This window comes from Amycolatopsis sp. GA6-003 (assembly GCF_046267895.1).
Classification (GTDB): Bacteria; Actinomycetota; Actinomycetes; order Mycobacteriales; family Pseudonocardiaceae; genus Amycolatopsis.
This window is the reverse complement of sequence record NZ_CP176499.1, coordinates 6609085-6634800: the sequence shown is the minus strand read 5'-3', so window position 1 is coordinate 6634800 and position 25716 is coordinate 6609085. Positions and strand designations below refer to the sequence as shown.

Sequence of the window (25716 nt, the reverse complement as noted above, 5' to 3'; positions counted from 1 at the left end):
CAAGCCGTTCCAGGGGGAAGAAAAACCATGGCACCCAGGGGTTATGAGATCGGCGGCGATCTCGAGGCGCACGCCCGTCAGCTCGACGCGCTCGCCGACGGGCTGAAGCAGGCCGTCGACGCCGCGCACCAGGTCAGCATGCCCACCGACGCGTACGGCATTCTCTGCCAGCCGTTCCGGATGATGCTGGACCCGGTGGAGAACTACGGGATCGAGGCGTTGCAGAACACCGTCACCGCGATGGACGCGCAGGCGCAGAAGGTGCGCGACGCGGCGAAGGCGTACGACAGCTACGAAGGCGAAGCTGCCGGTTCGATGAAGGCGAGCGACTGATGCCCGAAGGCAATCCGCTGGTCGCGGAGTCCAAAAAGGACGGCGACGGCCCGGGGCCCTTCACCGAGGGCAACGGCGACTACGGCTACGCCACCGGCATCAACATCGCCGAATCGGCGACGGACGCGTGGAAGGGAATCGCGGACGGCGACTGGGTTTCCGGTGGCCTCGGCGTCGCGAGCCTCGCCGGCGAGATCGCGGGCGCGGCGATCGACCCGTTCGGCTACCTGATGTCGTCGGTGGCGTCGTTCCTGATGGAGCACGTGCAGCCGCTGAAGGACATGCTGGACTCGGTCGCGGGCAACCCGCCGGTGATCCAGTCCTATGCCGACACCTGGGGCAACGTCGCGAAAGCGTTGCAGGAACGGCAGAAAGACCTCGAGAACGCGGTCAAGACCGGCACCGCGGAGTGGAAGGGCGACGGCGCGGACGCCTACCGGAAGTCCGCGGCGGAGGCGGCCGAGGCGATCGGCGGCGCGGCGACGGTCGCGAGCGCGATCGGCACCGTCACGATGATCATGGGCCAGGTCGTCGCCTTCGTGCGCGGCCTGGTGCGCCAGCTCATCGCGGACCTGGTGGGCAAGCTGATCTCCTGGGTGATGGAGGAGGTGTTCTCGCTCGGGTTCGGGACGCCGCTGGTGGTCGCACAGGCCGTCACGGCGATCTCCAAGTGGGGCGAGAAGATCAGCGAGCTGCTGACGAAGCTGTGCGAGACGATGCGCCGGGTCTCGCCGCTGCTCGGCAAGCTCGCCGAGGTTTTCACGAAGATCATCAAGGTGCTGGGCAAGCTGGCCGGCAAGGTCACCGGCCTCGACGTGATCAGCACGAAGAACATCAAGGCGGGCGGCTTCTTCCACCGCGGCGGTTCCGGCGGCGGCGCGGGCGGCTCCGGCGGCGGTCATCACGGCGGGTCCGGCGAAGGCGACGCGGACCCTGGGTCGCCGTCAGGTTCTCGCCGTTCCAACGGATCGGACAACGCCGACGGCGGCGACGGTCCGAACGGCAGCCACGACGGTTCGGACGGATCCGACACGCCCGGCGACCACTCGGGCGATTCGGGCAGCCACAACGGATCCGACAGCTCGAGCGGCGACAGGCCGTCCTCGTCGGGCGGCTCGCATTCGTCGTCGCCGGACGGCACCGGACCGTCCACAGTAGATACTCCGACGTCGTCGTCGCGGCGGGGTTCCGACAGCTCCGGCGGGAGCCACCCCGACTCCAGCCCGTCGACGCTCGCCGGTGACGCGAGCCCGACGTCCCGCGGCGGAGGCAGTCCGGCGGAGAGTTCCTACGCGCCGCAAAGCTCCGCGCACAGCGACGGTCCGTCCTCGGTCAGTGCTCCGCCCAGCAGTTCCCCGCACTCCAGCGGAGCACCGCACTCGTCGTCGGGCGGCGGCACGCATTCCGGCGGCAACGAGCCGAGTCCGCATCATTCGAGCAGCAACGATTCGACGTCGGCGAGCGGCTATGCCCCGCCTCGCACGGACGCGCCCGCTCCGCAGTCCGCTCCCCCGCCGCACCTGCGCTCGAACGACGGGGGCGGTTCGGCGCCGAACCAAGCTCCGTCGGGTGGCGGGATTCCGCAGCAGGGCGGCGGCGGGAGTCCGGCCAATGCCCCGGCGGGCGGCGGCAGTCCGTCGCCTCGGCCCAGCGGCAGCGGCTGGACGGGGACGCCGGGGTCGCGAGCTCCGGAAGTCGCGCCGAACCGGGTTCCGGACAGCGGTCCGTCGAGCAGGCGGCCGAGCCCGGCGGATGGCGGCGGACCGAGTCGCACGCCGGATCGTTCCGGGCCCGCGCCGCAGCGGCCCGCCGACGGCGGTTCGTCGACCCCGCCGCAGCGTGATGGCGGATCTTCAACTCCGCAGCGCACTAGTGACAGCGGTTCGACCCCGCCGCGCACTGGTGACAGCGGTCCGACCACTCAGCGCACTGGTGACTCCACGCCGCAACGTCCCGAAGGCGGTGGCGGTTCTTCGCCGCAGCGTCCGGCGGATTCGGCGAACAGCGGTCCGCAGCGCCCCGGTGACGGCAGCGATGCCGGACAGCCCAAGCGGCCGGGCACCGAACCCGGACTCGGCCGTTCGGAGCCGGCACCGACGTCCGGCGGCTCGCCCGCGTCGGGGAACCGCGGGTCCGGCGACGGCTCCGCACCCCCGGCCGCGGCCGTCGCGACCGCTCCGGGCGGAGGCCAGCGAGGTCCGGAGGCAGGCGCCCGGCGTCCCGACGGCTCGCCGGAGCCCGTCGCCCGCGGCGGCGCGCGCACCGAGGCTCCGCCCGCCAAGCCCGGCGAAGCCGGCGGTCCACAACGGACCGGGAAGGAAACCCCGGGACAGAACGGCAAACCGCACGCCGACGAGTCCGGGAAGCCGAAGAGCGGCGACAAGCCGGAAAACACCGCACCGGACAAGAAGCCCGGGCGGCACGACGACGCGGAAGGCAAGCCGGGCAACGACAAGTCCGACCACAAACCGGACCACGACGCACCCGAACGCAAGCCGGACCACGCCGACCCGAAGCACCACGAGGACGGGCCGAACCACCACGACGACCCGGACGGCACCCCGCCGCACCACGACGAGCCGCTGTCCCCGGACGAGGTCAACCGCCGGCACGCCGAGGACACCCCGGCAGGCAGCTCGTACCACCGCGGCGACCCGGAACTCGGCGACCTGCCGCACCGCGTCCAGCCGGACCCGGACGGGCGCTACACGGTGGATGTGCACGTCACCGCGGACGGCCACGCCCGCGTCGGCGACCGGCTGTACACGCCGGAAGAGTTCGCGGACATCCTGCGGCGCAACGGAAACTACGACGGCAGGCCGATCCGGCTGATCGGCTGCGACGCGGGTTCGAACGATTTCGCGCACCGGTTGTCGCGCGATCTCAACACCGAGGTGCTGGCCCCGAGCAAGCCGGCGTGGACCGATTCCCACGGCCGCGTCTTCTCGTCCAACTACGAGATCGGCCCGGACGGACGGATGCGGCCGCGCATCCCGCCGGACGGCGAGTGGTCGGTGCACCGTCCGGACGGCACGTCGCACCACGTCGGCGACGACGGGTTCGCCCCGGACGGCAAGCACCACGATCCGCACGACATCGACGCCGACAGCGCCGTCGACCGCGGGCAGCCGCCGTTCAACCAGGAGCAGCGGGACCAGGACATGCGCGATCTCCGGCAGGAGAACCGCGACCGCCGCGCCGAGGGTCTCGACGAAGTGCGGGAGCTGAACGGCAACCGCAACCCGCTCACCGACGACGTGCGCCGTCCGCACGAACGGGCCCTCACCACGGCGAGGTTCCGCGACGCGAACGGCGAAACCGTCGATCTCTACAGTTTCAGCGGGAAGAGCCACGACTGGGCGCCGGCGAAGGACGGTCCCGAGTGGCCCAAGTCCGAGCGGCTGTTCGGCACCAAGGACGCCGGTCCGTACCGGCCCGAACTCGGCATGCCCGACCCGGACGGCAAGTTCGGCCGCACCCACGACTCGGAACCGAAGCTGCTCGAAGAAATGGTGCGGCACAATTTCGCGGCGCGTTCCGGTCTCGACCGCAGCGAAATCGACGACATCGTCAAGAAGGAAATCGAGAAATCCCGGCGCGAGGAAGCGGCGTACCTCAAGAACAACCACGAAAACATGTACCGCGAAGGACTTCGCGGCGACACGGCGCGAGCCCGCGACCGAATGGACGGCGCACTCGAGGAAATCAACCGCCGCGGCGCGGAACGCGCGCAGCAGAACGGTCAGCCCTACACGCCGGTGACCCGCGAAGACATCAGCGGCGACCTGCGGATGGTGGTGGACCTGCCGTCGACCAAGCGGGACATGATTCCGAACGAGTACCAGATCTGCGACTCGTGCACCGATGTTATCCTGCAGTACAAGCAGCTTTTCCCGAATGTCCGGGTCGAGGTCGTCAACCTCGCCGGTGAAAGGTTGATGTGATGACGGCGTCTCCGGGCGACGGCGCGGAACTGGTTCGCGCGATCTTCGCCGGTGCGGTCGAAGCCGGTTTGCGCGCGGAATCGGTGCGGGGAGCATCCGATGCCGAGATCGACGCGATGGCGACGGACCAGCGCGCCCGGGCCGTGCCCGCCGCGGCGAGGGAAGTGCTGCGCCTCATCGGCACGACGCACGGCCTGTGGCTGCCGGGCAGTTCGCTGGGCGTCGAGGCGGTGCGCGGCGAGGCCAAGAACCACGCCGTCGCCACCGCGAACGCGCAGAACGCCGAACTGTCTGATGTGGACGGTGCACTCGTGCTGGCCGCGCACGGCGGGTACACCTACCACGTGGTCGACGGGGCCGACGCCGAGCAGGACGACCCGCAGGTCTGGCTGCTGACCGAAGACGAGCCCGCGCGCGTCGCCTGGCCTTCGGTCAGCGCGTGGTTCAAGGCCATCACGCCGGATGTCGAGCGTTACCGGGAGCGGCTGGAAATCATGCGCGAGACCGGGTCCGACTTCCTGCCGCCGTGGGCGCAGGACATCACCGTCGGCGGATGACCGTGCCGCGCGCAGACCAGGCCGCGCGGGCTTTTCCCGCGGGAACGGTCGTCGCCCGGCATCCGGTCGACGCCGACGTCGCCTGGAAGCAGATCGAAAAGCTGTCGCCGCAGGTGGGTTTCTACTTCGACTACCTCGCGCAGGACACCAGCGTGCTGGCGAACATCGTGCGCCGGGAACTGATGCTCGCGCAGTACCGCAGCGTCGTCGACCCGCACGCCGAGGACCCGGGCACCTGGGACGATCTCGCCCTCGCCGCGCAGGCCGCGGCGGCCGCGTTCACCGCGGCGTGCGCACCGGTGGGGCAGGAGGTCGAGGCGGTGCTCGGCCGCCCGCGGCGTTTCGCGGCCACCGGCCCCACGCCGCGCACCGGCCCGGCGGCTTGGCTGACCGCGGCGTGGCTCGCCGTGCTCCAGCGCGACGACGTGCTGATCCAGCAGCTGGCCGCGGTGCCGCTCGATGTGCTGCGCGCGTCGGGCAGCGAGCACGACGCCTATATGTACCCGTGGGTCGAGACGGTGCGGACGTTCCTCGCACACCGCGAGGTCACCCCGGAGATGTTCCTGCCCGCGATGGACGGCACCGACCCGGACACCGCGCGGTTCACCCCGCCCGCGGCGATGCTGCAGCTCGTGTACCCGCCGATCCGGATGTTCTCCTACGTGCTGCGCCGGGATTCGGAGAAGTTCGCCGAGGCGTTCGTCTCCGCCCTGGAGCGGCACCGCGAGTACTGGACCGCCGAGGACCGCGCGACCGATCCGGAAGGGTTCCTCGCGCTGGCCCCGCTTGCGATCGCGGTGCTCGCCCGTTCGGTCGGGATGAAGTTCGACGTGCAGTCCGGTTACACCCCGGCCAACCTGCTCGCGGGCCTTCGCCCGCCGCGGAACGGCTGATCGAAATGAAGCGTTCGCCCGGCGAGGAGCCGCTGAACTCATGACCCGGCCACCGGTGCCCTTCACCGCCGCCCAGCAGCAGGAACTCGTCCAGCAGATCGGCCAGGCGGCCGCCGCCGCGCTGCCCGCGGGATGGCAGCAGCTGCAGGTCGTCTGCCGCGCCGCGGGACGGCACGTCGAAGTCGACGTCGCCGTGCTCGCCCCGGACAACCGGACCTACCCCGTCCAGCCGCACCCGGACCTGCCGCGGCTGTTCGGCATGCTGCGCACCGGGATGTACCAACCGGGCCGCGGCACGTGGCTGACCGCGACGCTGGTGTTCTCCCCGCAACGGCCGCCGTTCACGGACTACCAGCCAGACCTCGAACCGCGCTGGCGGCAACTGCCCCCGCCGATCGGTTTCCAGGACGAACTGCGCTTCTTCCCGCGCGAGGACCGGTTTGTCCCGCCATGGCTGCGCCAGCGGGCCGGTGCACTGCCTCCGGTGCCGGGTGGGCAGCCGGTTCCGCCGCCGGTGCCTGGTGCCGGTCCGGTGGTGCCGCCGCCGGGTGCGGAGACTCCGGTGCCGCCGGCTGGCGCAGAACCCGCTGGTGCTGTTCCCCCGCTGCCCGCGGACCAGCCCGGCACGCCTCCGCCGCTGCCCGGTACGGAGCAGACTGCGGGCGCTGCGAACGCTGCTCCCCAGCTCCCCGTGGACAGGCCCACACCGCCGCCCCAGTCTGGCGCGGAACACACCGCGGATGCAGTCCCCCCACTCCCCGCGGACCAGCCCGGCATGCCATCGCCGCTGCCCGGTACGGAGCAGACTGCGGGCGGTGGGAACGCTGCTCCCCAGCTCCCGCCCCAGCCTGGCGCGGAACACACCGCGGATGCAGTTCCCCCACTCCCCGTGGATGAGCCCAACTCGCCTCCGCCGCTGCCCGATGCCGAGCAGGCCGCGAGCCCTGCTTCCCCGCTCCCATCGGACGGGCCGACACCCCCGCCACTGTCTGGCACGGAACAGGCCGCAGGCACTGGGCACCCGGTTCCTCCGCTCCCGGTCGACGAGCCCATCACGCCGCCACCGCTGCCCGATGCCGAACAAACCACGAGCGGCGGGAACGCTGCTCCCCAGCTCCCCGTAGAGGGGACGGCATCTCCGCCGCTGCCTGGCGCGGAGCACGCCGCGGGCACTGGAAGCACCGTGCCTCCGCTCCCCGTGGACGAACCCACCACGCCCCCACCCGTAACCGATTCCGAGCAGGCCGCGGGCACGGGAAGCACTGAACCCGCGCTTCCCGTGGACGAGCCCGGCTCTCCTCTGCCGCTGTCCGACGTCGAACATGCCGCTGCCTCAGATGGCGACGAGGCGCAGTCCGAGCCGAGTGAAGTCGCGGCGGCTGGGATCGTTTCCGGAGCGGCTCAGTCGGCTGCATCCGAGTCGGAAGGCGTTGCCTCCGAAGGGGAGTCCGTCGAGCTGCGCACTCCGCGGGTCTACGACGGATTCGACGAGGCGGGGAATCCGGTTGTCGAACGGGAAGCGTTGTCGCCGGAGGAGCGCGAGCGCGTACTCGCCTATCTCGACAGCGCGCCGGTCATCCTGGCGTCCCGCAGCAAGGACACCGACGCCTTCGACCCGTCTCGTACGGACGTCGTTCCGCTGAATTTCCGCACCGACGGCAGCTGGGTGTGGCCTGGCGCGGTCGGTTATTACCTGCGGGAGCACGGGATTTCGCCGGATCCGGAGCTGGTCGAGCACATCCGGGCGGCCAGTTACACCGTCCCGGAGGTGGACGAGGCGACGCAGGAGCGGATGCTGGCGGCGATGACCAGCCCGCCCGCGGCCGAAAGCCGTCCCAGCGAAGCGGAATCGCCGAGGGATCCCGAGGAGCTGTTGAGCGAGATCTCGACGGCGCTCATCGCGGCGGCTCCGCGGGGGTGGCAGCAGATCGTCTTCGATTTCATGGCGTTGGGCAGGCACGCGAACCTCGCGTGCGGCGCGCGGATGGCGGACGGGAGCACGCAGCAGGTTCCCGTCGCGCGGGAGTTGTCGAAGCCGTTGGCCGAATTGCGGCGCAGCAAGTACGTCCGAGGCCGGGGCACCTGGTACACGCTTTCGCTGGCCATCGAACCGCCGGCGCGTTACCAGGCGAGCTTCAACGAGGACGACGAACCGGCCTTCCATACGCCGCCCCGGCCTGAGGATTACGCGCTGGACCAGGAGCTTTACCCGCGCGACGAGGACTATCTCCCGCTGTGGTTCAGCGCGCGGCTGCCGGAGAGTCCACAGTAGACAGTCAGCTGACGATGGTGAACCCGGCGTCGGCGAGAGCGGCCTCGACGTCCTTGCAGTGCTCCGGGCCGCGGGTTTCCAGGGCGAGGGCGACGTCGACCTCGCCGAGGGCCAGGCTGCCGGAGATGCGGGAATGCTCGACGTCGAGGACGTTCGCGCCCAGGTCCTTCACGCACGACAGCACGGAAACCAGCGAGCCCGGCCGGTCCGGCACGCGCAGGTGCAGCTTCAGGTAGCGGCCGCCCGCGGTCATGCCGTGCTGGATGATCTGCTGCAGCAGCACGGGATCCACGTTGCCGCCGGAAAGGATCGCCACCACCGGCGCCTCGAAAGCGCCGGGGTGCTGCAACAGCGCGGCCACCGAAGCCGCACCGGCCGGTTCCACGACCAGTTTCCGCCGTTCCAGGCACAGCAATACCGCGCGGGACAAGGATTCCTCGGTCACCGTGACGACGTCGTCGACCAGCGACTGGACATGCGAGTAGCTGACCTTGCCCGGCTCGCCGACCGCGATCCCGTCCGCCATCGTGTGCACCTCGCGCAGCCGCACCGGTGCACCGGCCGCCAGCGAGGACGGGTAGGCGGCGGCGTCTTCAGCTTGTACGCCGATCACCCGGATCTCCGGGTGCAGCGCCTTCACCGCCGCCGCGACCCCGCCGACCAGTCCGCCGCCGCCGGTCGGGACGAGGATCGTTTTCACCCCCGGCACCTGCTCGAGAATCTCCAGTCCGACGGTGCCCTGCCCGGCGATGACGTCTTCGTGGTCGAACGGGTGGATGAAGACCGCGCCGGTGCGCTCGGAAAACGCGATGGCCTCGGCGAGGGTCTCGTCGACGACGGCGCCGTGGAGGTGGACCTCCGCGCCGTAACCGCGGGTCGCGGCGAGTTTCGGCAGCGGGGCGCGCGACGGCATGAAGACGGTCGAGGAAATGCCGAGCAGCGACGACGCCAGCGCGACCCCCTGCGCGTGGTTGCCGGCACTGGCCGCGACGACACCCCGCGCGCGTTCCCCGGCGGTCAGGCCGTGAATGCGGGTGTAGGCGCCGCGGATCTTGAAAGAACCGGTGCGCTGCAGGTTCTCGCACTTGAGATACACCGGGCCGCCGTGCAGCCGGCGCAGGTCGCGGGCGTGCTCCATCGGCGTGACGCGGGTGATGCCCTCGAGAAGCTTCCGAGCTTCCCGGATGCGCTCGACGCTGACCAGTTCCATGGCGCCGATGATGCCACCGACGGACGGCCGGGGTGCGCCGCCCGGCGGACCGGTACCCTGGTTAACGGCAGCCACACCGGATCAGGGAGTGCGACCATGGCACGCGCGCAGCACGGGACCACCGCCCGGGCCCAGTCCCGAGCCAAGTCCCGTACCGGTCTGCTGCCGCTCGCCGCGGGCATCCTGTCCGCCGTCGCCCTCACCGGAGCCGCCTTCGCGACCGTCGAGGCGGCCGGATGCGCCGGACCCGCCCAGTACATCCGGCACGACAACCACATCGAACTGGTCGGCGGCTGCGTCAACGGTGCCGACCTCCCGACGACGACCGGGACCCGGCAGGCCAACGCGCTGCCGGAGAACAGCAAGCCCTGACCCTGCCCGGCAGCCGTTTCGCGAGACGCGGCAAATTCGGCCGCTGGACCGCGGATGAGCGAAGCGGCAGTGTGGGCGACCGGTTGAATTTCCCCGGCCGACCACCCTGCGCGAAAGCATGGCTGACCGGCTGCCTGCGCCCGCACCTCACCGCCGTGAATGCGCGATGCCCGAGCCTGCTGCCCCCGCGTGAGACAACTTCGGCCGCATCCGGGAATCGGGCTTCACCCCGGTGGTTTCGGCGACGACGCAGCAGATTCTCGCCACCTAGCGACGACTAGCTCAAAGCAGCCAGCCCAGCCCAATCGGGGAATGGGCTGGCGACTTCTGCGTCAGGGCAAGAACAAGCCCTGTCCCAGGCACCAGGACACGCCACCGGAGGAACCGGCCATGCCTGACCACTTCCGCAGCGCGGGGATGTCCGCGTGCCAGCCGACGTTGTTGGCGAAGTCGTAGCGCGGCAGGGCAAGACGCGGGCCGGCGTCGGTCAGTGCGTACCTGGCGCCGCCGTAGCTCGCCGCGTCCGGAATCCTCCGAGAATTCAGTCGCGCCGATCCCGGCGATCGCCCTTCCGGCAGATCAGCCCAGCGCCTGCGTAAGGTCCGCCACCAGGTCGCGCCCGTCCTCGATGCCCACCGACAGCCGGATCAGGTCCTCCGGGACTTCCAGCGTCGAGCCCGCCGTGGAGGCGTGCGTCATCTTGCCCGGGTGCTCGATCAGGCTCTCGATGCCGCCCAGCGACTCCGCCAGCACGAACAGCTTCGTGCGGGACGCGACCTCCAGCGCCGCCGCCTCTCCGCCCGTCACGCGGAACGACACCATTCCGCCGAAGCGGCGCATCTGCTTCGCCGCGATCTCGTGGCCGGGGTGTTCCGGCAGGCCGGGGTAGTAGACCTGGGTGACCTTCGGGTGCTTCGCCAAGGTGCGGGCGATCAGCTCCGCGTTGTCGCTGTGCCGTTCCATCCGCAGGGCCAGCGTCTTGAGCCCGCGCAGGGTCAGCCACGCGTCGAACGGGCCGGGGACGGCGCCGGCGGCATTGCGCAGGTAGAAGAGCTGCTCGCGCAGTTCGTCCTCGTTGGTGACGACCGCGCCGCCGACGACGTCGGAGTGGCCGCCGAGGTACTTGGTGGTCGAGTGCACCACGATGTCCGCGCCGAGAGCCAGCGGGGTCTGCAGGTACGGCGTGGCGAAGGTGTTGTCCACGACCAGCCGCGCGCCCGCGTCATGCGCGACACCCGCCAGCGCGGCGATGTCGGCGACGCCCAGCAGCGGGTTGGTCGGCGACTCGCACCAGATCAGCTTGGTTTCCGGGCGCATCGCGGCCCGTACGTCGTCGATGCGGCTCAGGTCCGCGACCGTGTGCTCGACGCCCCACAGGCTGAGCACCTTGTCGATCAAGCGGAACGTGCCGCCGTACGCGTCGTTGCCCAGGACCAGGTGGTCGCCGGGGCGCAGGACCGTGCGCAGCACCGCGTCGGACGCCGCCATGCCGGACGCGAACGCCAGCGTGTGCCGGGCGCCTTCGAGCGAGGCGAGGGCTTCCTCCAGCGCGGTCCGCGTGGGGTTCGCGGTGCGCGAGTACTCGTAGCCGCCCTCGCGGGTGCCGCCCACGCCGTCCTGCGCGTACGTGGACGTTTGGTAAATCGGCACGATGACCGCACCCGTGCGGGGATCGGGCTGCTGCCCGGCGTGGATCGCGCGTGTTTCGAAACCCAGGACGGAGAAGTCGTCGGCCATGGTTCCCAGGGTACGGGGAACCCCCGACAATCCCATCAGCTGGGAGGCAACTCACCATGCGGGAGGGCTGCCGGTACAAACCCGCACCGGCAGCCCCGACGTCACCAGCCCTGCGGCGCGGGGTATCCGCCCTGGGCAGGCGCGTCCGGACGGTAGTTGACCCAGTCCGCGGTCGGCTTCACGATCGCCAGCACCAGGGTCGCGACCGGCGGGATCAGCGCGATCAGGGTACCGCCGATGCCCGCGCCGAGCATCTGGGCGCTGCCCTTGTACCCGGAGGTCGCGACCCCGGTCAGGACGCCGCTCAGGATCGTGTACGCGATCACCAGCCCGCAGCCGACGATCGTGCACAGGCGGGCGGCGGGCTTGTGCAGGAACAGGCCGATGCCGCCGAAGAACAGCAGGCCGACGAGCACCGCGTAGATGACGATCGCCACGTAGAGCTGCCAGACCGTGATGTGGATAGCCGAGATCGCGATGACCGCGACGATGATCGAGATGATCGCGAAAATGCCGCCGATGATCGCGAGGATCCCGGCGATGATCGCGGTCGCGCCGTTCGGCTTCTGCTGGTACACGCCGGGCCCGCCGGGGTACGCCGGGTACGGCTGGCCGGCGGCAGGCGGGGCGAACGGCTGCTGCGGGGCGCCCGGGTACGGCTGGGCCGGCGTCGGCTGGCTCGCCGGGTACTGCTGCCCGGGAATCGGGCCGCTCTGCGGCTGCTGGGGCTGGCCCTGCGGGTTCTGGGGGTAAGTCACGGGGAGTCCTCGGCGTATCTGGTCCCGCCGGACGGCGGGTGGGGTGCCTGTATCGTGCCAGGTCCGCGCCGCTTTCGGGGAGGATTTACCAAGGTCGAGAAGGTGACGAAACCGGCACCAGGGGAGCGCGGTAGCGCAGGTAGCCGAACGTTCGCGGCAGGACAGCCAGCACGAGCACGAACAGCACCGCCGCCGCGAGCGTGACGCGGTCGAGTGCGGCGAAATTCTCGAACCGCAGCAGCGTCCGGAAGTACTCGGCGTACGCCGGGGAACCGCCCAGCGCGGGCTCCAGCAGGAGCGCGCCGAGGGCGAGCAGCGCGCCCGCGATCAGCAGCACCGCGCCGGCTGTCGCACGGAAAAAGGTGGCGATCGCGCCGACCAGCAAGACCAGCGAAGCGGCCAGATACGCGGCGAGATCGGCGAGCGTCAGCGGCGAGAGGTCGCCGAGGCTGAATCCCGAAGGAATGTCGAGGAACAGCCGGGCCGGGAGGTAGCCGGACGTCGCGGCGGCGACGAGCCCGAACAGTCCGGCCGCGATCGCGGTGCTTCCGTTCGGCCGGTGCGCCGCCGGTTCCGCCGGGGAGGATTCCCGTTCCCGCTGCCGTGCCGGAAGTCCGTGCAGGCCGCTCACGGCAGGTCCCCCTCGGGCTGGAAAGGCGATTCGGACGGCGCTCACCCTAGCCGGGAAACGCGCGGTTGGGGACCGGCGCGAGCGCATGTGCGGCGCAATTTCCCCCGGCTGCCGGAACGGCCGGGAAAAGGCCACCAGATCCGCGCTAATCCCGCGAAAAAAGGACCGGAAACGACGAAGGGCGCCACCGTCGGGAGACGGAGACGCCCTTCGCGAAAATTCAGCGAGTCACCACTGCTGCGGCGGCTGCTGGCCCGGCTGGCCGTAGCCCGGAGGGGGCTGCTGCCCCGGCGGCGGGTACTGGCCCGGCTGGCCGAACCCGCCCGGCTGCTGCGGCGGCTGGCCGTAGCCCGGCTGCTGGCCCGGCTGGCCGTAACCGGGAGGCGGCTGCTGGCCGAAGCCCGGCTGCGGGTTCGCGCCGCTGCCCGGGTTCGGACCGCCCGGCTGCGGGAAGCCCCCACTGTTCGGGTTCGGGCCGCCGGGAGGCGGGAAACCGCCGGACTGCGGCTGGCCGAAGCCCGGCTGTCCGCCGCCGAAACCGCCCGGCTGCTGCGGTCCGCCGGGGCCGCCGGGTCCGCCCGAGGACGAACCGAGGCCGACGTACTGCGAGGTGGCCGGGATGATCGCGACCACGCCGATGATCAGGATGATGATGCCGAGGATCAGCGTCAGCATGCCGCCGCCGCTCGTCGCGCTGGAGGAGCTGCCGCCGTACTTGTCGACGAAGGAGCTGCTGACCGAGGTCCCGGCCTTCGCCAGGATCGAGAACAGCAGCAGCAGCACGCCGCCGACGAGCACGCCGATCGGGGCGAGCTTGCGCAGCACGGCCGCGCGCGAGGCGAGAGCCAGCGCGACGCCGCCGGCCAACGCGACCACCGCGCCGACCAGGATCATGATCACGTAGAACCACAGCGTGCCCGGCGAGGCGAGACCGGCCTCGTCGAACAGCTTCTGGTACCGGCTCGAGCTGTCGTACAGCTTCGAGTAGTCGCTGGTGTCGCTCATGTAGCTGAACGAGACGATCAGCGCGATCAGGCCGAGCACCGCGGTGACGCCGCCGGCGATGTAGCCGTACAGCGCGTTCCCGCCACCGCCCGCCGACGGCGCGGCGGGCGCGCCGAACGGGGCGGGCTGGCCGAAGCCCTGCTGACCCGGCTGGCCGAACGCGCCCTGCGGCGGCGCGCCGAAGCCGCCCTGGTCGAATCCGCCCGGCTGGCCGAAGCCCTGCGGCGGCTGGCCCGGCTGGCCCTGCTGCCCGGGCTGACCCGGCTGGCCGAAGCCCTGCGGGGCGCCGAACCCGGCGACCGCGGCCGGGTTGTCGGCCGCGCTCGGCGGCGGGGCATACGGGATGTTCTGCGGCTGCTGGCTCGGCGGGACCAGCTGCGTCGATTCGGCGTTGCCCTCGGCGCTCACGGGGTTCACCACCTGGGTGGCGTTCGAGTCAGCCGGCTGTCCCGGCTGCACGACCTGCGTCGGTTCCGGGGTGTCGCCGAAGGCGCCGCCGCCGTGCGCGGGCTGCTGCGGCTGGCCCGGCTGGACCACCTGGGTCGGCTCCGACGCGCCGAAGGGACTGTCCTGCTGCGGTGTAGGACCACTCGACGGGCCCTGCGGCGGCTGCTGGCCGCCGTCCCAGGGCTGGTTCGGTGGCTGCGGAGCACTCATGTGGGTCTTGAACCCCCTTGACGAGGACGCGAAAAAGTTCTATTCGGCCGTAACGCTATCGGATGCCCGGCCGGGACGCGCGCAGACGCCCCGGCCGGTCGCCGTGAGCTTGCGGCTATCGGCCCGCGAGGAACGCGAGCAGATCGTGCCTGGTGACGACGCCCGCCGGCTTGCCGTCGATGAGCACCAGCGCGCCGTCGGCCCCTTCGAGCGCCTTCATCGCGGCGCTCACCTGCTCGCCGGCCCCGATCGTGGGCAGCGGCGGCGACATGTGCGTTTCCAGCCGGTCGGCCAGCTGGGCCTTGCCGGTGAACAGCGCGTCGAGCAGGTCGCGCTCGTTGACCGCGCCGACCACCTCGGCCGCCATCACCGGCGGTTCGGCGCTGACCACGGGCATCTGGCTCACGCCGAATTCCGACAGGATGGCCACCGCCTCGGCGACCGTTTCGTTCGGATGCGAGTGCACGAGGCTGGGCAGCGCGCCGGACTTGCGGGTGAGCACGTCGCCGACGGTCGCGCCGGAGGAATCCGGCGGGAGGAAGCCGTAGGACGACATCCAGGCGTCGTTGAACACCTTGGTGAGGTAGCCGCGGCCGCCGTCGGGCAGCAGCACGACCACGACGTCGTCCTCGGTCAGCCCCTCGGCGAGCTTCAGCGCGGCGGCCACGGCCATCCCGCACGAACCGCCGACGAGCAGGCCTTCCTCGGTCGCGAGCCGGCGGGTGATCTCGAACGAATGCGCGTCGCTGACCGGGATGATCTGGTCCGCGACGTTCCGGTCGTAGGTCTCCGGCCAGAAGTCCTCGCCGACGCCCTCGACCAGGTACGGCCGTCCGGTGCCGCCGGAGTACACCGAGCCCTCGGGATCGGCCCCGACGACCTGGACGCGGCCGTCGCTGACCTCCTTCAGGTACTTGCCGGTGCCGGAGATCGTGCCGCCGGTGCCGACGCCCGCGACGAAGTGGGTGATCTTGCCGTCGGTCTGCCGCCAGAGCTCCGGGCCGGTGGAGTGGTAGTGGCTGGCCGGGTTCTCCGGGTTGGCGTACTGGTTGGGCTTCCAGGCGCCCTCGATCTCGCGCACGAGCCGGTCGGACACGTTGTAGTACGAATCGGGGTGCTCGGGCGCGACCGCGGTGGGGCACACGACGACGCGGGCGCCGTACGCGCGCAGCACGTTGCGCTTGTCCTCGCTCACCTTGTCCGGGCAGACGAACACGCACTGGTAGCCCTTGCGCTGGGCGACCATGGCGAGCCCGACCCCGGTGTTGCCCGAGGTGGGCTCCACGATCGTGCCCCCGGGGCGCAGTTCGCCGGACGCCTCGGCGGCCTCGATCATCCGCAGCGCGATCCGGTCCTTCACGCTGCCGCCCGGGTTGACGTACTCGACCTTGGCGAGCACGAGCGGCTTGAGCCCCCGCGTAAGCGAATTCAGCTTGACCAGCGGGGTGTTGCCCACGAGGTCCACGATGTGTTCTGCGTACTCCACGCGACCAGCCTAAACAGGCGGGGGGCGGACCGGCTAGCTCGGGACCAGCCGGAGCCAGCCGTCGTCGCCGGGTTCCTCCGTCCATCCGGCGGGCCAGGCGCGGCGGCAGCCGGGTTTCGAGAGGGCCCCGGCCAGCCGGACTTTCGCGTCCTCGGCGAATTCCGCGTGCTGTTCGAACTTCGCGCCGCGGAATGCGTCGCGTTCGCCGCCGAGCACTGCGCCGCGAAAATCCGCGTGTTCTTTGAAGGTCGAGTCGGTGAAATCGGCTTTCGTGCGGAATTCGGTGTAGCAGAACGTCGTTTTTCCGGTGAACGTCGTTTCGTGGCAGGCGATGGAACGGATCCGGCAATAGGTGAGAGTCAGCTCGACGAGCGTGGCTCCGGAGAAGTCGAGGTCGATGTCCGGCCAGTAGGACCCGTTCGGCTCCTCTCCGCTCCCCGGGCGCAGGTGCAGCATCAGGATCCGCTGCGCGGCCTTGCGCACCTGCACCTCTTCGGCGGTGCCGTCCAGCGGCATCCGCAGGTACGCGCAGAGCACGTTGACGATGGTCTGCCGCTGGTCGGCGTGGCTTTGCGCGAGCCGTTCGAGCGCGTACAGCCCGGCCAGCCGGACCGGGGCCTTGTCGCTGCCCAGCTGGTCGGCGGCCTTGCCGTACATGTCGGTGATCCGGCGCTCGGTCGCGTCGTGGTCCTTCTGTTCCAGATCGAGTTCCGCGGACCGCTGCCGTCGCGCGGCGAGCAAGAGCGCGGCCGCGCCGCCGGTCCCGACGACGATGCTCGAGGCCGTGCGCAGCGCGTCGAGCCGCGACGAATCCGCCGGGGTGCCGCCGCCGAGCAGCCACAGCAGCAACGCCGCCGCGACGGCCGCGAGCAGCACGATGCCGGTCCCCCACCACGCGATCGTGCGCGTGGACAACACCCGGTTGCGCTCAGCCACGGCGGAAATCCTCCCACGGGAGCAAGGTGGTGCAGGTCGCCTTCGGCTTTCGAACCGACGCTGGAGGCGGCAAGATGATGAGCAACCGCTTAGTGCCGCCGACCCGAGGATGTGTCTGTCATGCCCGAAGCCGTCATCGTCTCCACCGCTCGCTCCCCGATCGGCCGCGCCGGGAAGGGCTCGCTGGTCGGGATGCGTCCTGACGACCTTGCCGCGCAGATGGTGCGCGCGGCGCTGGACAAGGTGCCCCAGCTGGACCCGGCCGACATCGACGACCTGATGCTCGGCTGCGGCCTGCCCGGCGGCGAGTCCGGCTTCAACATGGGCCGCGCGGTGGCCGTCGAACTCGGCTACGACCACCTGCCCGGCTGCACGATCACCCGGTACTGCTCCTCCAGCTTGCAGACCACCCGGATGGCGCTGCACGCGATCAAGGCGGGCGAGGGCGACGTCTTCATCTCGGCGGGCGTCGAGACCGTGTCGCGGTTCGCCAACGGCAGCTCCGACTCCTGGCCGGACACGCACAACCCGCTGTTCGCCGAGGCCGAGGCGCGCACGAAGGCCACCGCCGAGTCCGGCTCGGACAGCTGGCAGGACCCGCGCGAGAACGGGCAGCTCCCGGACGTCTACATCGCGATGGGCCAGACCGCGGAGAACCTCGCGCGGCTCAAGGGCATCACGCGCGAGGAGATGGACGAGTTCGGCGTGCGGTCGCAGAACCTCGCCGAGAAGGCCATCGCGGACGGCTTCTGGGCCAAGGACATCACCCCGGTCACGCTGCCGGACGGCACGGTCGTGTCGAAGGACGACGGCCCGCGCGCGGGCGTGACGCTCGAGGGCGTGTCCGGGCTGAAGCCGGTCTTCCGCCCGGACGGCCGGGTCACCGCCGGCAACTGCTGCCCGCTCAACGACGGCGCGGCGGCTGTCGTGATCATGTCCGACACGAAGGCGCGCGAGCTGGGCCTGACGCCGCTGGCGCGCGTCGTGTCCACCGGCGTCACCGGGCTGTCGCCGGAGATCATGGGCTACGGCCCGGTCGAGGCGTCGAAGCAGGCGCTGTCCCGCGCCGGACTGTCCATTTCGGACATCGACCTGGTGGAGATCAACGAGGCGTTCGCCGCGCAGGTCATCCCGTCCTACCGCGACCTCGGCATCGACCTGGACCGGCTGAACGTCAACGGCGGCGCGATCGCGGTCGGCCACCCGTTCGGCATGACCGGCGCGCGGATCACCTCGACGCTGATCAACTCCCTGCAGCACCACGACAAGCAGTTCGGCCTGGAAACGATGTGCGTCGGCGGCGGACAGGGCATGGCGATGGTGCTGGAGCGGCTTTCCTGAGCTGGCTCGTGAGTGGCGATCACGGTTAGAACCGTGATCGCCACTCACGACACCCAACGGTCTGGCTCCCTAGCGTCTCCGGTCGGGGTTTCTCAGTAGCGTGAAGGGCCGCCCGCGGATCAACGCGGACGGCCCTTTTCACGTGCGGGTCAGTGCATCAGCACCGGCGGAGCGGCCTCGCCGGATTCCGTCGCCTCGGGCACCACGCGCTTCTTCGGCAGGAAGAACGCGGGCACCAGGCACACCGCGAGCAGGATCGTGCCCCACAGGAACGTCGTCGCGAACGATTCGCCCGCCAGACCGGCCGCGGCGTCGTGCGTGGCCGGGTTCATCGTGGCCGCGGTGGCGACCAGCTGGCCCTGGCTCGTCGGGACGCCGAACTTCCCGGCGAGCAGCGCCGCCAGGATGATCGACATCACCGCGGACCCGATCGCGCCCGAGGTCTGCTGCAGGATGTTCGTCGCGGTCGACGCCTTCGCCATGTCCTTGGATTCCAGCGTCTGCAGCGCGGCCGAGGTGATCGGCATCATCGTGCAGCCCATGCCGATGCCCATCACGAACAGCGCGGTCAGCAGCTGCCAGTACGGCGTGGTCGCGGTGACCTGGGTGAACACCACCATGCCCAGCGCGATCAGGACCAGGCCGGGCAGCACGATCCGGCGCGGCGCGATCTTGTCGGCGAGCCGTCCGGTGATCGGCATCGCCAGCATCGCGCCGAAGCCCTGCGGAGCCAGCAGAAGACCCGCGTTCAGCGCGGTCTCGCCGCGCACCAGCACGAAATACGTGGGCAGCAGCAGCATCGCGCCGAAGAAGCCGACGCAGAACACGGCCATGGTGATCATCGCGCCGGAGAACGACCGGTTCTGGAACAGCTTCAGGTCGATCAGCGGGTTCTCCATGGTCCGCGCCCGCAGCACGAACGCGACCAGCAGCGCGAGACCCACCAGTGCGGGCAGCCACACCTCGAGGTCGGCGACGGTGCCGGTGGACGGAATCCGCGAGACGGCGAAGATCAGCAAGGCCAGTCCCGGCGACACCATCAGCATGCCGAGGAAGTCGAACCGGTTGCCGGGTTCCGGGTTGTCCTTCGGCAGCAGCCTCAGCGCGAGCAGGAAGGCGATCAGCCCGATCGGGACGTTGATGTAGAAGATCCAGCGCCAGCTCACCGAGTCGACCAGCCAGCCGCCGAGGATCGGGCCGCAGATCGGGCCGAGCAGCATCGGCACGCCCAGCACGGCCATGACCCGGCCGATCCGCTGCGGACCGGCCGCGCGGGTCAGGATCGTCATCCCGGCCGGCATCAGCATGCCGCCGCCGAGGCCCTGCACGACGCGGAACGCGATCAGCGATTCGACGTTCCAGGCGATCCCGGCCAGCATCGAGCCGACCAGGAAGGTGCCGATCGCGAGCAGGTACAGCCGTTTCGTGCCGAACCGGTCGGAGGCCCATCCGGTGACCGGGATGACCGTGGCCAGCGCCAGCATGTAGCCGGTCGCGACCCACTGGATCGTGTCGAAGGACGTGGTGAACTGGATGGTGAGCTTCTGGAGCGCGACGTTGACCACGGTGGTGTCGAGGATCGCCATGATGGCGCCGAGCACCACCACGGAAGCGACCTTGAGCACTCCCCGGTCGAGTTTGTCACCGGCATCCGGCGCGGCCGGAGTCGCGGGTGCGGACATGCGGAACCCCATCTGTGAGTGGTGAAGCGCAAGCCCGCGGCGCGACAATACGACCGCGGTTCCCCCTTGCGCGCGCTCCAGACTAGCCGAGCGGCAAACGGGGACGCAGTCCTTTTCGCTTCCGGAGGAAAACCGTGGGGACTTTTCGCACGGTCGCGATGACCTGCGAAAAGTCCCCGCCGGGTCAGCAGATACTGTCCGTGCGCGAAGGGTTGCCCAAACCGAACAACGGACGCAGTTTCAGCCCGATCCAGGTGCCGAAAAGCGCGAACGCGCCCCACAGCCAGCCGTGCAGGCTGCCGACGGAAATGCCGCCGAGGTACGCGCCGATGTTGCAGCCGTTCGCCAGCCGCGCGCCGATGCCCATCAGGATTCCGCCGAGCACCGCGGCGACGGCGGTGCGCCACGGGATCGAACTGTGGATCTTCCACGCGCCCGCGGCCGCGGCGGCGACGAACGCGCCGATCATGATGCCGATGTCGGTGAGGCTCGTCTTGTCCTGCCAGATCGGCTTGGACAGCGACGCCGCGTTCGCCTTCAGCCGCCAGAACTCCCACTGCTCCGGGTGCAGGCCGAACACCTGGAGAATTTTCGCGCCCCACAGGCTGAACGCGCTCGTGACGCCCCAGATGCCGCCGGACACCAGGTACACCGCGCCGGCCAGCACGCCGAGCACGACCGCGCCGACGAGGATCGGCCAGGAACCGCGGAAGATCCGGGCGAATCCGCGCGCGGTCGGCACGGTGTCGACCGGCGGCGGCACGCGGCGCTTCTGCACGACGCGGGTCGCGAGGACGATCGCGACGAGCACGGCGATGGTGATGGCCCACGACCCGAACCAGCCGACGTGGTCCGACAGCAGGAATCCGGACACCTGCGGCCAGCCGGTGAAAAGCGGGTAACCCCAGGTGTAGAGGACCGAACCGGTGATGAAACCGCCGAGGGTCAGCACGATCGTCGACTGCCCGGCCCCGACCGCGAACAGCGTCCCGGACGCGCACGCGCCGCCGAGCTGCATGCCGATCGCGAACAGCGTGGCCCCGACGAACAACGCGAGCCCGATCGGCCCGACGTTCGCCACCGGCAGCGGTTTGCTGCCGAAGAGGCCCGCGCCGGTGCCGCAGATGAGGGCGATGAGCGTCGCGGCCGTGCCGAGCAGGAGGGTGTGCGCGCGAAGGCCCTGGCCGTTGCCGACGGCGATCAGCTGCCGCCAGGCGGACGTGAACCCGAAGCGGGAGTGGAAAAGGGCGAGGCCGAGCAGCAGCCCCAGCACGAGCAGGACCCCGAACTTCGCGCCGTACGCGGCCCAGACGTAGGCGGTCAGCCCGACCGCGAGCACCGCGGCGACGGCCAGCGGGACGACCTTGACCGGCTCCTCCGGTTTAGCCGCCGGAGCCGCGCACGAGGTGGGGAAATCGAGCAGTTTTCGCTCGTCGACAGGGGAATCGGTGGTCGCCACCACGTCTCCTGGGGGTGTCGGGGATCAACGGGACCCGCCCGGAAGCGGACGGCGATCCACGTTAGGTCCCGGTGAGGCCCGGACGCAGCTTGTCTCACGGAGTGCGACGAACGGCCGAAACTCCGGCGTCCGGACGGCCCCTTTGTACCGCCCCGGTCAGCTCTTGATGCAGATGACTTCCTCCGGTTCGGAGTACCAGCGGACCGCGGTCGAACCGCTGCCTTCGCACGCCGAACGGTCCGTGGTGCCGGGCACCAGCTTGACGATTTCCGCGTTCTTCTGCGGGTCGGTGCAGGGGACCTTCTGGTAGGTCGTGGTGGCGGTCTGGAGCCCGGAGAGGCAATCCCCTTGCTGGACGTTGGGGATGAGGCAGAGCACGCGGTGGTTCTTGCCGCCGGTGGTGTAGCGGTAGTAGTCGCCGCGCGGGCAGGTGCCGCTCCGGTTGGCGCGCGCGACCGCGACCCTGACGTTCGCTCCCGGGTCGGCGCAGTCGACCGTTCGCGTCGTCGTGGTCGAGCCGGACTTCTCGATGTGCATGCAGTCGCTCGCGTGCGTGTTGCTGGTCGAGTTGCCGAACGCGAAGAAGCCGACGACGACCCCCGTCGCCACGACCACCACCGCCACGGCGATCAGCACCACGGTCCGGGTCGGGAACGAACGCTTCGGACTCTGCTGGGGCGGCATCCCGCCGGGGCCGTAGTGCTGCTGGTACGGCGACGGGCCGGGCTGTCCGTAGCCCGGCTGCGGTCCGTGCCCGTGCGGGGGAACGCTCACGTAATGCCTCGCAAACCCGAAAGAAGATTCCGACCGGGCACATCCAACACGACGGCCGCCGGGGCTCGCAGAGGTCCGGGGCAGAAAAACAGAAAAGGCGCTCCGCGTAACGCGGAGCGCCCCTTCCCGGGAAACCTGTGCGAGAAGCTAGTCGCGCAGGTAAGACAGCAGACGCAGGATCTCCAGGTACAGCCACACCAGCGTGGTCATCAGGCCGAACGCGGCGTACCAGGCCCATTTCGACGGCATGCCGGCGCGGATCATCTTGTCGGCCTGGTCGAAGTCGAGCAGGAAGCTGAACGCGGCGATGCCGATGACCACCAGGCTGAACACGATGGCGAGCGGGCTGCCGTCGCGCAGCGGGTTGAAGCCGAAGAACACCGCGGTGATCAGGTTGACCAGCATCAGGATGGCCACGCCGGCGACCGCGCCGACGATCCACTTGGTCAGCTTCGGCGTGACCTTCACCGCGCCGGTCTTGTAGACGACCAGCATCGCGACGAACACGCCGGCGGTGCCGATGAGCGCCTGCAGGGCGATGCCCGGCAGGAACACCTCGAACAGCCCGCTGAGCGCACCGAGGAACAGGCCCTCGGCGCCGGAGTAGACGAGCGTGAGCGGACCGCTCGGCTTCTGCTTGAAGATGATCACGAGCGACACGACGAGGCCCACCACGAGCCCACCGATCAGCGCGCCGAGGAGCGGACCGCTCGGCGAAAGCCTGCCGAGGGAGTCGCGCACGAGCTGGGACTGCGCCCAGATCGCGGTGAGCACGCCGACGACGAGCGCGACGCCGAGCGACATGCCGGTCTTGATGACGACGTCGTCGACCGTCATCGGACGGTCGGCGGAGGCGGTGCCCATCTGGCCGGGGCCGTAACCCGGGACGCCGCCTTGCCCCTGCGGCTGGCCGTAGGGCTGGTCGAAGCCGACGTTCGGCCCGTACTGCCCGGTCGCGGCCGCGCCGCGCGGGAGATTGCGGAACGCCGGGTTGCTGCTGGAACGCACCTGTCCTCCTGGACTTTCTGGCACCTTGCATCGGGTTCAACGACCGCGGCGGCTCGCTGGTTCCCGTTCGGGTAAAGCCGATTTTACTCATCACCCGCACGGGTGGGGCGACCCCCGTTACGGCCACCGTAGGCGATGAAGGTCACGACCGTTCACCGCAGGTCACCCGATGGTCTCTAGACAACTCCCCCGCTGACCCGCGAACCTTCACCTCGCGTGTCCGGGAAGTGACCGAACGCGTGTCGGGGAGTTGTTCGATCAGGTGAACTGCGAGGACGCCGTTCCGGCGTCGGCAGGCACGTCGAAGGAGCCAACACACCATGGGGTGGATCTCACGCCCGCGCGCTCGCTGGCGCGCGGCCACCGGGCTGGTCGCGACCGCACTGCTCGGCGCACTCTCCGTAACCGCACCAGGAGTCGCGTTAGCCGCCGCGGACCCGGTCAAGGGGCCTGGCCTGCCGATCGTCCACAACGAGGGCGGCACCGATTACGAAGATTGGCTCGGCTCGTACAAGGTGGGCGGGAAGAACGTCTTCTGCGTCCGGTTCCATCTGAAGGCACCGGGCAGCGACGAGGCGTACCAGCCGGGCGACGAGCTGCGGACGAAGTGGAACGAAGAGCTGAAGCCCGACGTCGCGGGCAACATCTCGTATCTGTTGCTGCGCTACGGCAATACCTCTGACAACAACGAAGCCGCCGCGCTGGCCCACCTGCTGCACTCGTGGACCGCCAAGACGCATGTTCCGGGTGACACGGACTTCGGGGTTCCCGCGGACAAGGCCGCCTATCCCGAGCAGAAGTACTTCAACGCTCTCCCCGCGGCGGCCAAGAACGACGTGGCCGAGATGAAGGCCGAGGCCGAGGCGAACCGCGGCCCGTGGACCGCGTCGGTCACCGCGCCGAAGGGCGATCAGCACATCGGCCAGCCCGCGACCTGGACGGTCACGGTGAAGAACTCCCAGGGCAAAGGCGTCCCGGACGTTCCGGTGAAGCTGACCGCTACTGACGGGACCATCGGCCAGGCAGACAAGAAGGCGGACGAGGAGAAGGCGTCCGATTCCGCTTCCGGCAACTCCGCGCCCCAGGCCGCGACGAAGGACTCGACGCTGAAGACCGATGCGAACGGTACGGTCACGGTGAAGGTCACGCCTACCGGCTACCAGCCGAAGCTCGTCGCGTCGTTGTCCGCTCCCGCGGACAAGCCGAAGGTGCAGAACCCGGTCAACACCAAGGACGGGATCCAGAGCGTCGTCGGCACCGGCGGAGAGCAAAAGCTGACCGCACAGGGCGTGGTCGCCGTGCCGAAGCCGGGCAAGGTGCAGGTCACCAAGACCGACGCCAAGACCGGCAAGGGCATCGGCGGCGCGACGCTGCGCGTCACCGGCAAGGACCGCAAGACCGCGGCCACCGGTCAGGACGGCAAGCCGCTCACCGGGCCCGACGGGCAGCCCGCGGTGGTCACCACCAGCGGCGAGAACGGCACCGCGACCGTCGAGAACCTGCTGGCCCCGCAGGAGGTCTGCGTGGTCGAGGTGAACGCGCCGCCGGGCTACACCAACGCGTTCGACCCGAACAACCCGCCCGCCGCGTGCGGGTCGCTGACGCCGGGCGGCACACTTGCGCTGACGGTGGCCAACACCCCGAACGAAGTGCCGCACGCGATTCCCGCCGGCGACCTGCCGGTGACGATGGCCAAGGGCACGGTCGAGACGAGCTTCTCCACCGCAGGCATCGCGGGTCTCGCGGCGCTGGTGCTCGTCGGTTCGGGGCTGGTCGGGTTCGCCGCTCGGCGGTCGGCCCGGCGGTAAGCGAAAGCAGCAAGGGCACATGACCGGAAAAGGACGGCTGATCGGCGGGTTCGTGCTCGGCGCGGCAAGCGTGCTGGCAGTGGAACTCGCGACGGTCGTGATCAGTTCTCCGCCGACGACGGTGGTGGCCGGGAGCGCGTCCCCGGCCACCGCCGCCGTTCCGGCGCCTTCCCCGCAGCAGCTGGCTCCCGCGCCGCCGCCGTCGTCGAGCAGTTCGGCACCGCCTAGTAGTTCAGCGGCAGCGCCGCCCGCCGCGCCCGCGGAGCATCGGCAGGCACCGGAACCGGGACCGCAGGCGCCGGGCACGATCCGGTTGCCCGGCGGCGGGACCGCGGCGATGGTGCGCCAGGACCTCGGTCCGGGCAACACGCTTCCGGTGCCTTCGGACATCGGGCAGGCGGCGTGGTGGGGCGCGGAGCTGGACGCGGTCAGCGGCGCGAGCGTGTTCGCCGGCCACGTGAACTGGCGCGGGGCGACCGGGCCGTTCTCGGAACTGTGGAGCGAGCGCATCGGCGGCGTGGTGACGATCGTGGACCGCGCGGGCAAGACGAGCCGGTACCGGATCTCGCAGCTGGTCACCGTGCACAAGAACGACCTGCCGAGCCGCGCCGACGACCTCTTCGGGCAGGCCGGCCCGCACCGGGTGGTCCTGGTGACCTGCGGAGGGCGCTGGATCGGCGGGAGCGACGGGTACGAGGAGAACCGCGTGGTGATCGCGGACCCGGCGTGAGGGGTCCCCTCATCCGCCGCTGAAGCCGCGCGAGGGGTCCCTTCGCGCAGTTTCTGGCGCACCCGCCGCTCGCGGAAATCCGCCGCCACCTGCGGAACTCCTTGCCGACGCTAAGTTACTTGC

At 70.4% G+C, this 25716-nt stretch carries 20 protein-coding genes; 9 read left to right on the top strand and 11 right to left on the bottom strand.

What is annotated here, in order from left to right:
• Positions 1–27 precede the first annotated feature (27 nt).
• The 5 genes from F9C12_RS30100 to F9C12_RS30080 all read left to right on the top strand — a co-directional run bounded on the left by F9C12_RS30100 (position 28) and on the right by F9C12_RS30080 (position 7999).
• Positions 28–333 (top strand): type VII secretion target, encoded by a 306-nt coding sequence (locus F9C12_RS30100; RefSeq protein WP_009083178.1) that lies wholly within the window; start codon positions 28–30, stop codon positions 331–333.
• On the top strand, positions 333–4277 hold the full coding sequence (locus tag F9C12_RS30095) for a hypothetical protein (protein WP_409462610.1): 3945 nt from the start codon (positions 333–335) through the stop codon (positions 4275–4277). Before F9C12_RS30100 ends, F9C12_RS30095 begins: the two co-directional genes overlap by 1 nt.
• Positions 4277–4834 (top strand): hypothetical protein, encoded by a 558-nt coding sequence (locus tag F9C12_RS30090; protein ID WP_409462609.1) that lies wholly within the window; start codon positions 4277–4279, stop codon positions 4832–4834. The genes F9C12_RS30095 and F9C12_RS30090 overlap by 1 nt, the downstream gene beginning before the upstream one ends.
• Complete coding sequence (locus F9C12_RS30085; RefSeq protein ID WP_409462608.1) at positions 4831–5727, top strand: immunity 49 family protein; 897 nt, start codon at positions 4831–4833, stop codon at positions 5725–5727. The genes F9C12_RS30090 and F9C12_RS30085 overlap by 4 nt, the downstream gene beginning before the upstream one ends.
• Positions 5728–6925: 1198 nt before the next feature.
• Positions 6926–7999 carry a hypothetical protein gene (locus F9C12_RS30080; protein ID WP_409462607.1) on the top strand — a complete coding sequence of 358 codons (1074 nt, stop codon included), beginning with the start codon at positions 6926–6928 and terminating at the stop codon, positions 7997–7999.
• Positions 8000–8003: 4 nt separating this feature from the next.
• On the opposite strand, the gene ilvA is transcribed toward F9C12_RS30080, so the two are convergent.
• The gene (gene ilvA / locus F9C12_RS30075) at positions 8004–9209 is read right to left on the bottom strand and encodes a threonine ammonia-lyase (protein WP_409185119.1); all 1206 of its coding nucleotides are present in this window, start codon (positions 9207–9209) and stop codon (positions 8004–8006) included.
• 96 nt (positions 9210–9305) lie between these two features.
• On the opposite strand from ilvA, the gene F9C12_RS30070 reads away from it, so the two are divergent.
• Complete coding sequence (locus tag F9C12_RS30070; RefSeq protein WP_409185118.1) at positions 9306–9581, top strand: hypothetical protein; 276 nt, start codon at positions 9306–9308, stop codon at positions 9579–9581.
• Positions 9582–10160: 579 nt separating this feature from the next.
• Here F9C12_RS30070 and F9C12_RS30065 read toward each other — a convergent pair.
• From F9C12_RS30065 to F9C12_RS30040, 6 genes are all read right to left on the bottom strand, one after another.
• Positions 10161–11318, bottom strand: coding sequence for a cystathionine gamma-synthase (locus F9C12_RS30065; protein WP_409185117.1), 1158 nt, complete (start codon positions 11316–11318; stop codon positions 10161–10163).
• Positions 11319–11419: 101 nt separating this feature from the next.
• Positions 11420–12076 carry a hypothetical protein gene (locus F9C12_RS30060; RefSeq protein ID WP_409185116.1) on the bottom strand — a complete coding sequence of 219 codons (657 nt, stop codon included), beginning with the start codon at positions 12074–12076 and terminating at the stop codon, positions 11420–11422.
• A gap of 85 nt (positions 12077–12161) precedes the next feature.
• Positions 12162–12707, bottom strand: a complete 546-nt coding sequence (locus tag F9C12_RS30055) for a hypothetical protein (protein WP_409462606.1) — start codon at positions 12705–12707, stop codon at positions 12162–12164.
• 228 nt (positions 12708–12935) lie between these two features.
• Positions 12936–14369 carry a hypothetical protein gene (locus F9C12_RS30050; RefSeq protein WP_409185114.1) on the bottom strand — a complete coding sequence of 478 codons (1434 nt, stop codon included), beginning with the start codon at positions 14367–14369 and terminating at the stop codon, positions 12936–12938.
• A gap of 115 nt (positions 14370–14484) precedes the next feature.
• Positions 14485–15855: a cystathionine beta-synthase gene (locus tag F9C12_RS30045; RefSeq protein WP_409185113.1), complete on the bottom strand. Its 1371-nt coding sequence runs from the start codon at positions 15853–15855 to the stop codon at positions 14485–14487.
• Between the two features lie 33 nt (positions 15856–15888).
• A complete protein-coding gene (locus tag F9C12_RS30040; RefSeq protein WP_409462605.1) occupies positions 15889–16791 on the bottom strand; it encodes a pentapeptide repeat-containing protein in 903 nt (300 codons plus the stop codon).
• 120 nt (positions 16792–16911) lie between these two features.
• On the opposite strand from F9C12_RS30040, the gene F9C12_RS30035 reads away from it, so the two are divergent.
• Positions 16912–18132: an acetyl-CoA C-acetyltransferase gene (locus F9C12_RS30035; RefSeq protein WP_409462604.1), complete on the top strand. Its 1221-nt coding sequence runs from the start codon at positions 16912–16914 to the stop codon at positions 18130–18132.
• A gap of 149 nt (positions 18133–18281) precedes the next feature.
• On the opposite strand, the gene F9C12_RS30030 is transcribed toward F9C12_RS30035, so the two are convergent.
• From F9C12_RS30030 to F9C12_RS30015, 4 genes are all read right to left on the bottom strand, one after another.
• Positions 18282–19814: a DHA2 family efflux MFS transporter permease subunit gene (locus F9C12_RS30030; protein WP_409185110.1), complete on the bottom strand. Its 1533-nt coding sequence runs from the start codon at positions 19812–19814 to the stop codon at positions 18282–18284.
• A 184-nt stretch (positions 19815–19998) separates the two neighbouring features.
• Complete coding sequence (locus tag F9C12_RS30025; RefSeq protein WP_409185109.1) at positions 19999–21276, bottom strand: YeeE/YedE family protein; 1278 nt, start codon at positions 21274–21276, stop codon at positions 19999–20001.
• Positions 21277–21429: 153 nt separating this feature from the next.
• Positions 21430–22047 carry a hypothetical protein gene (locus F9C12_RS30020; protein WP_409462603.1) on the bottom strand — a complete coding sequence of 206 codons (618 nt, stop codon included), beginning with the start codon at positions 22045–22047 and terminating at the stop codon, positions 21430–21432.
• 147 nt (positions 22048–22194) lie between these two features.
• Entirely contained in the window at positions 22195–23055 is an 861-nt protein-coding gene (locus F9C12_RS30015) for a Bax inhibitor-1/YccA family protein (protein ID WP_409185107.1), read from the bottom strand.
• A gap of 320 nt (positions 23056–23375) precedes the next feature.
• Between F9C12_RS30015 and F9C12_RS30010 the strand changes: the two genes are divergently transcribed.
• Both F9C12_RS30010 and F9C12_RS30005 read left to right on the top strand, forming a co-directional pair.
• Positions 23376–24863 (top strand): collagen binding domain-containing protein, encoded by a 1488-nt coding sequence (locus tag F9C12_RS30010; protein ID WP_409462602.1) that lies wholly within the window; start codon positions 23376–23378, stop codon positions 24861–24863.
• A 19-nt stretch (positions 24864–24882) separates the two neighbouring features.
• Positions 24883–25593 carry a class F sortase gene (locus F9C12_RS30005; protein WP_409462601.1) on the top strand — a complete coding sequence of 237 codons (711 nt, stop codon included), beginning with the start codon at positions 24883–24885 and terminating at the stop codon, positions 25591–25593.
• Positions 25594–25716 lie beyond the last annotated feature (123 nt).

What these genes read in the sequence shown, in the direction of transcription:
- F9C12_RS30100 (WP_009083178.1), top strand. Translation starts at nt 28, where the DNA reads ATGGCACCCAGGGGTTATGAGATCGGCGGCGATCTCGAGGCGCACGCC.
- F9C12_RS30095 (WP_409462610.1), top strand. Translation starts at nt 333, where the DNA reads ATGCCCGAAGGCAATCCGCTGGTCGCGGAGTCCAAAAAGGACGGCGAC.
- F9C12_RS30090 (WP_409462609.1), top strand. Translation starts at nt 4,277, where the DNA reads ATGACGGCGTCTCCGGGCGACGGCGCGGAACTGGTTCGCGCGATCTTC.
- F9C12_RS30085 (WP_409462608.1), top strand. Translation starts at nt 4,831, where the DNA reads ATGACCGTGCCGCGCGCAGACCAGGCCGCGCGGGCTTTTCCCGCGGGA.
- ilvA (WP_409185119.1), bottom strand. Translation starts at nt 9,209, where the DNA reads ATGGAACTGGTCAGCGTCGAGCGCATCCGGGAAGCTCGGAAGCTTCTC.
- F9C12_RS30070 (WP_409185118.1), top strand. Translation starts at nt 9,306, where the DNA reads ATGGCACGCGCGCAGCACGGGACCACCGCCCGGGCCCAGTCCCGAGCC.
- F9C12_RS30065 (WP_409185117.1), bottom strand. Translation starts at nt 11,318, where the DNA reads ATGGCCGACGACTTCTCCGTCCTGGGTTTCGAAACACGCGCGATCCAC.
- F9C12_RS30050 (WP_409185114.1), bottom strand. Translation starts at nt 14,369, where the DNA reads ATGAGTGCTCCGCAGCCACCGAACCAGCCCTGGGACGGCGGCCAGCAG.
- F9C12_RS30035 (WP_409462604.1), top strand. Translation starts at nt 16,912, where the DNA reads ATGCCCGAAGCCGTCATCGTCTCCACCGCTCGCTCCCCGATCGGCCGC.
- F9C12_RS30030 (WP_409185110.1), bottom strand. Translation starts at nt 19,814, where the DNA reads ATGTCCGCACCCGCGACTCCGGCCGCGCCGGATGCCGGTGACAAACTC.
- F9C12_RS30010 (WP_409462602.1), top strand. Translation starts at nt 23,376, where the DNA reads ATGGGGTGGATCTCACGCCCGCGCGCTCGCTGGCGCGCGGCCACCGGG.
- F9C12_RS30005 (WP_409462601.1), top strand. Translation starts at nt 24,883, where the DNA reads ATGACCGGAAAAGGACGGCTGATCGGCGGGTTCGTGCTCGGCGCGGCA.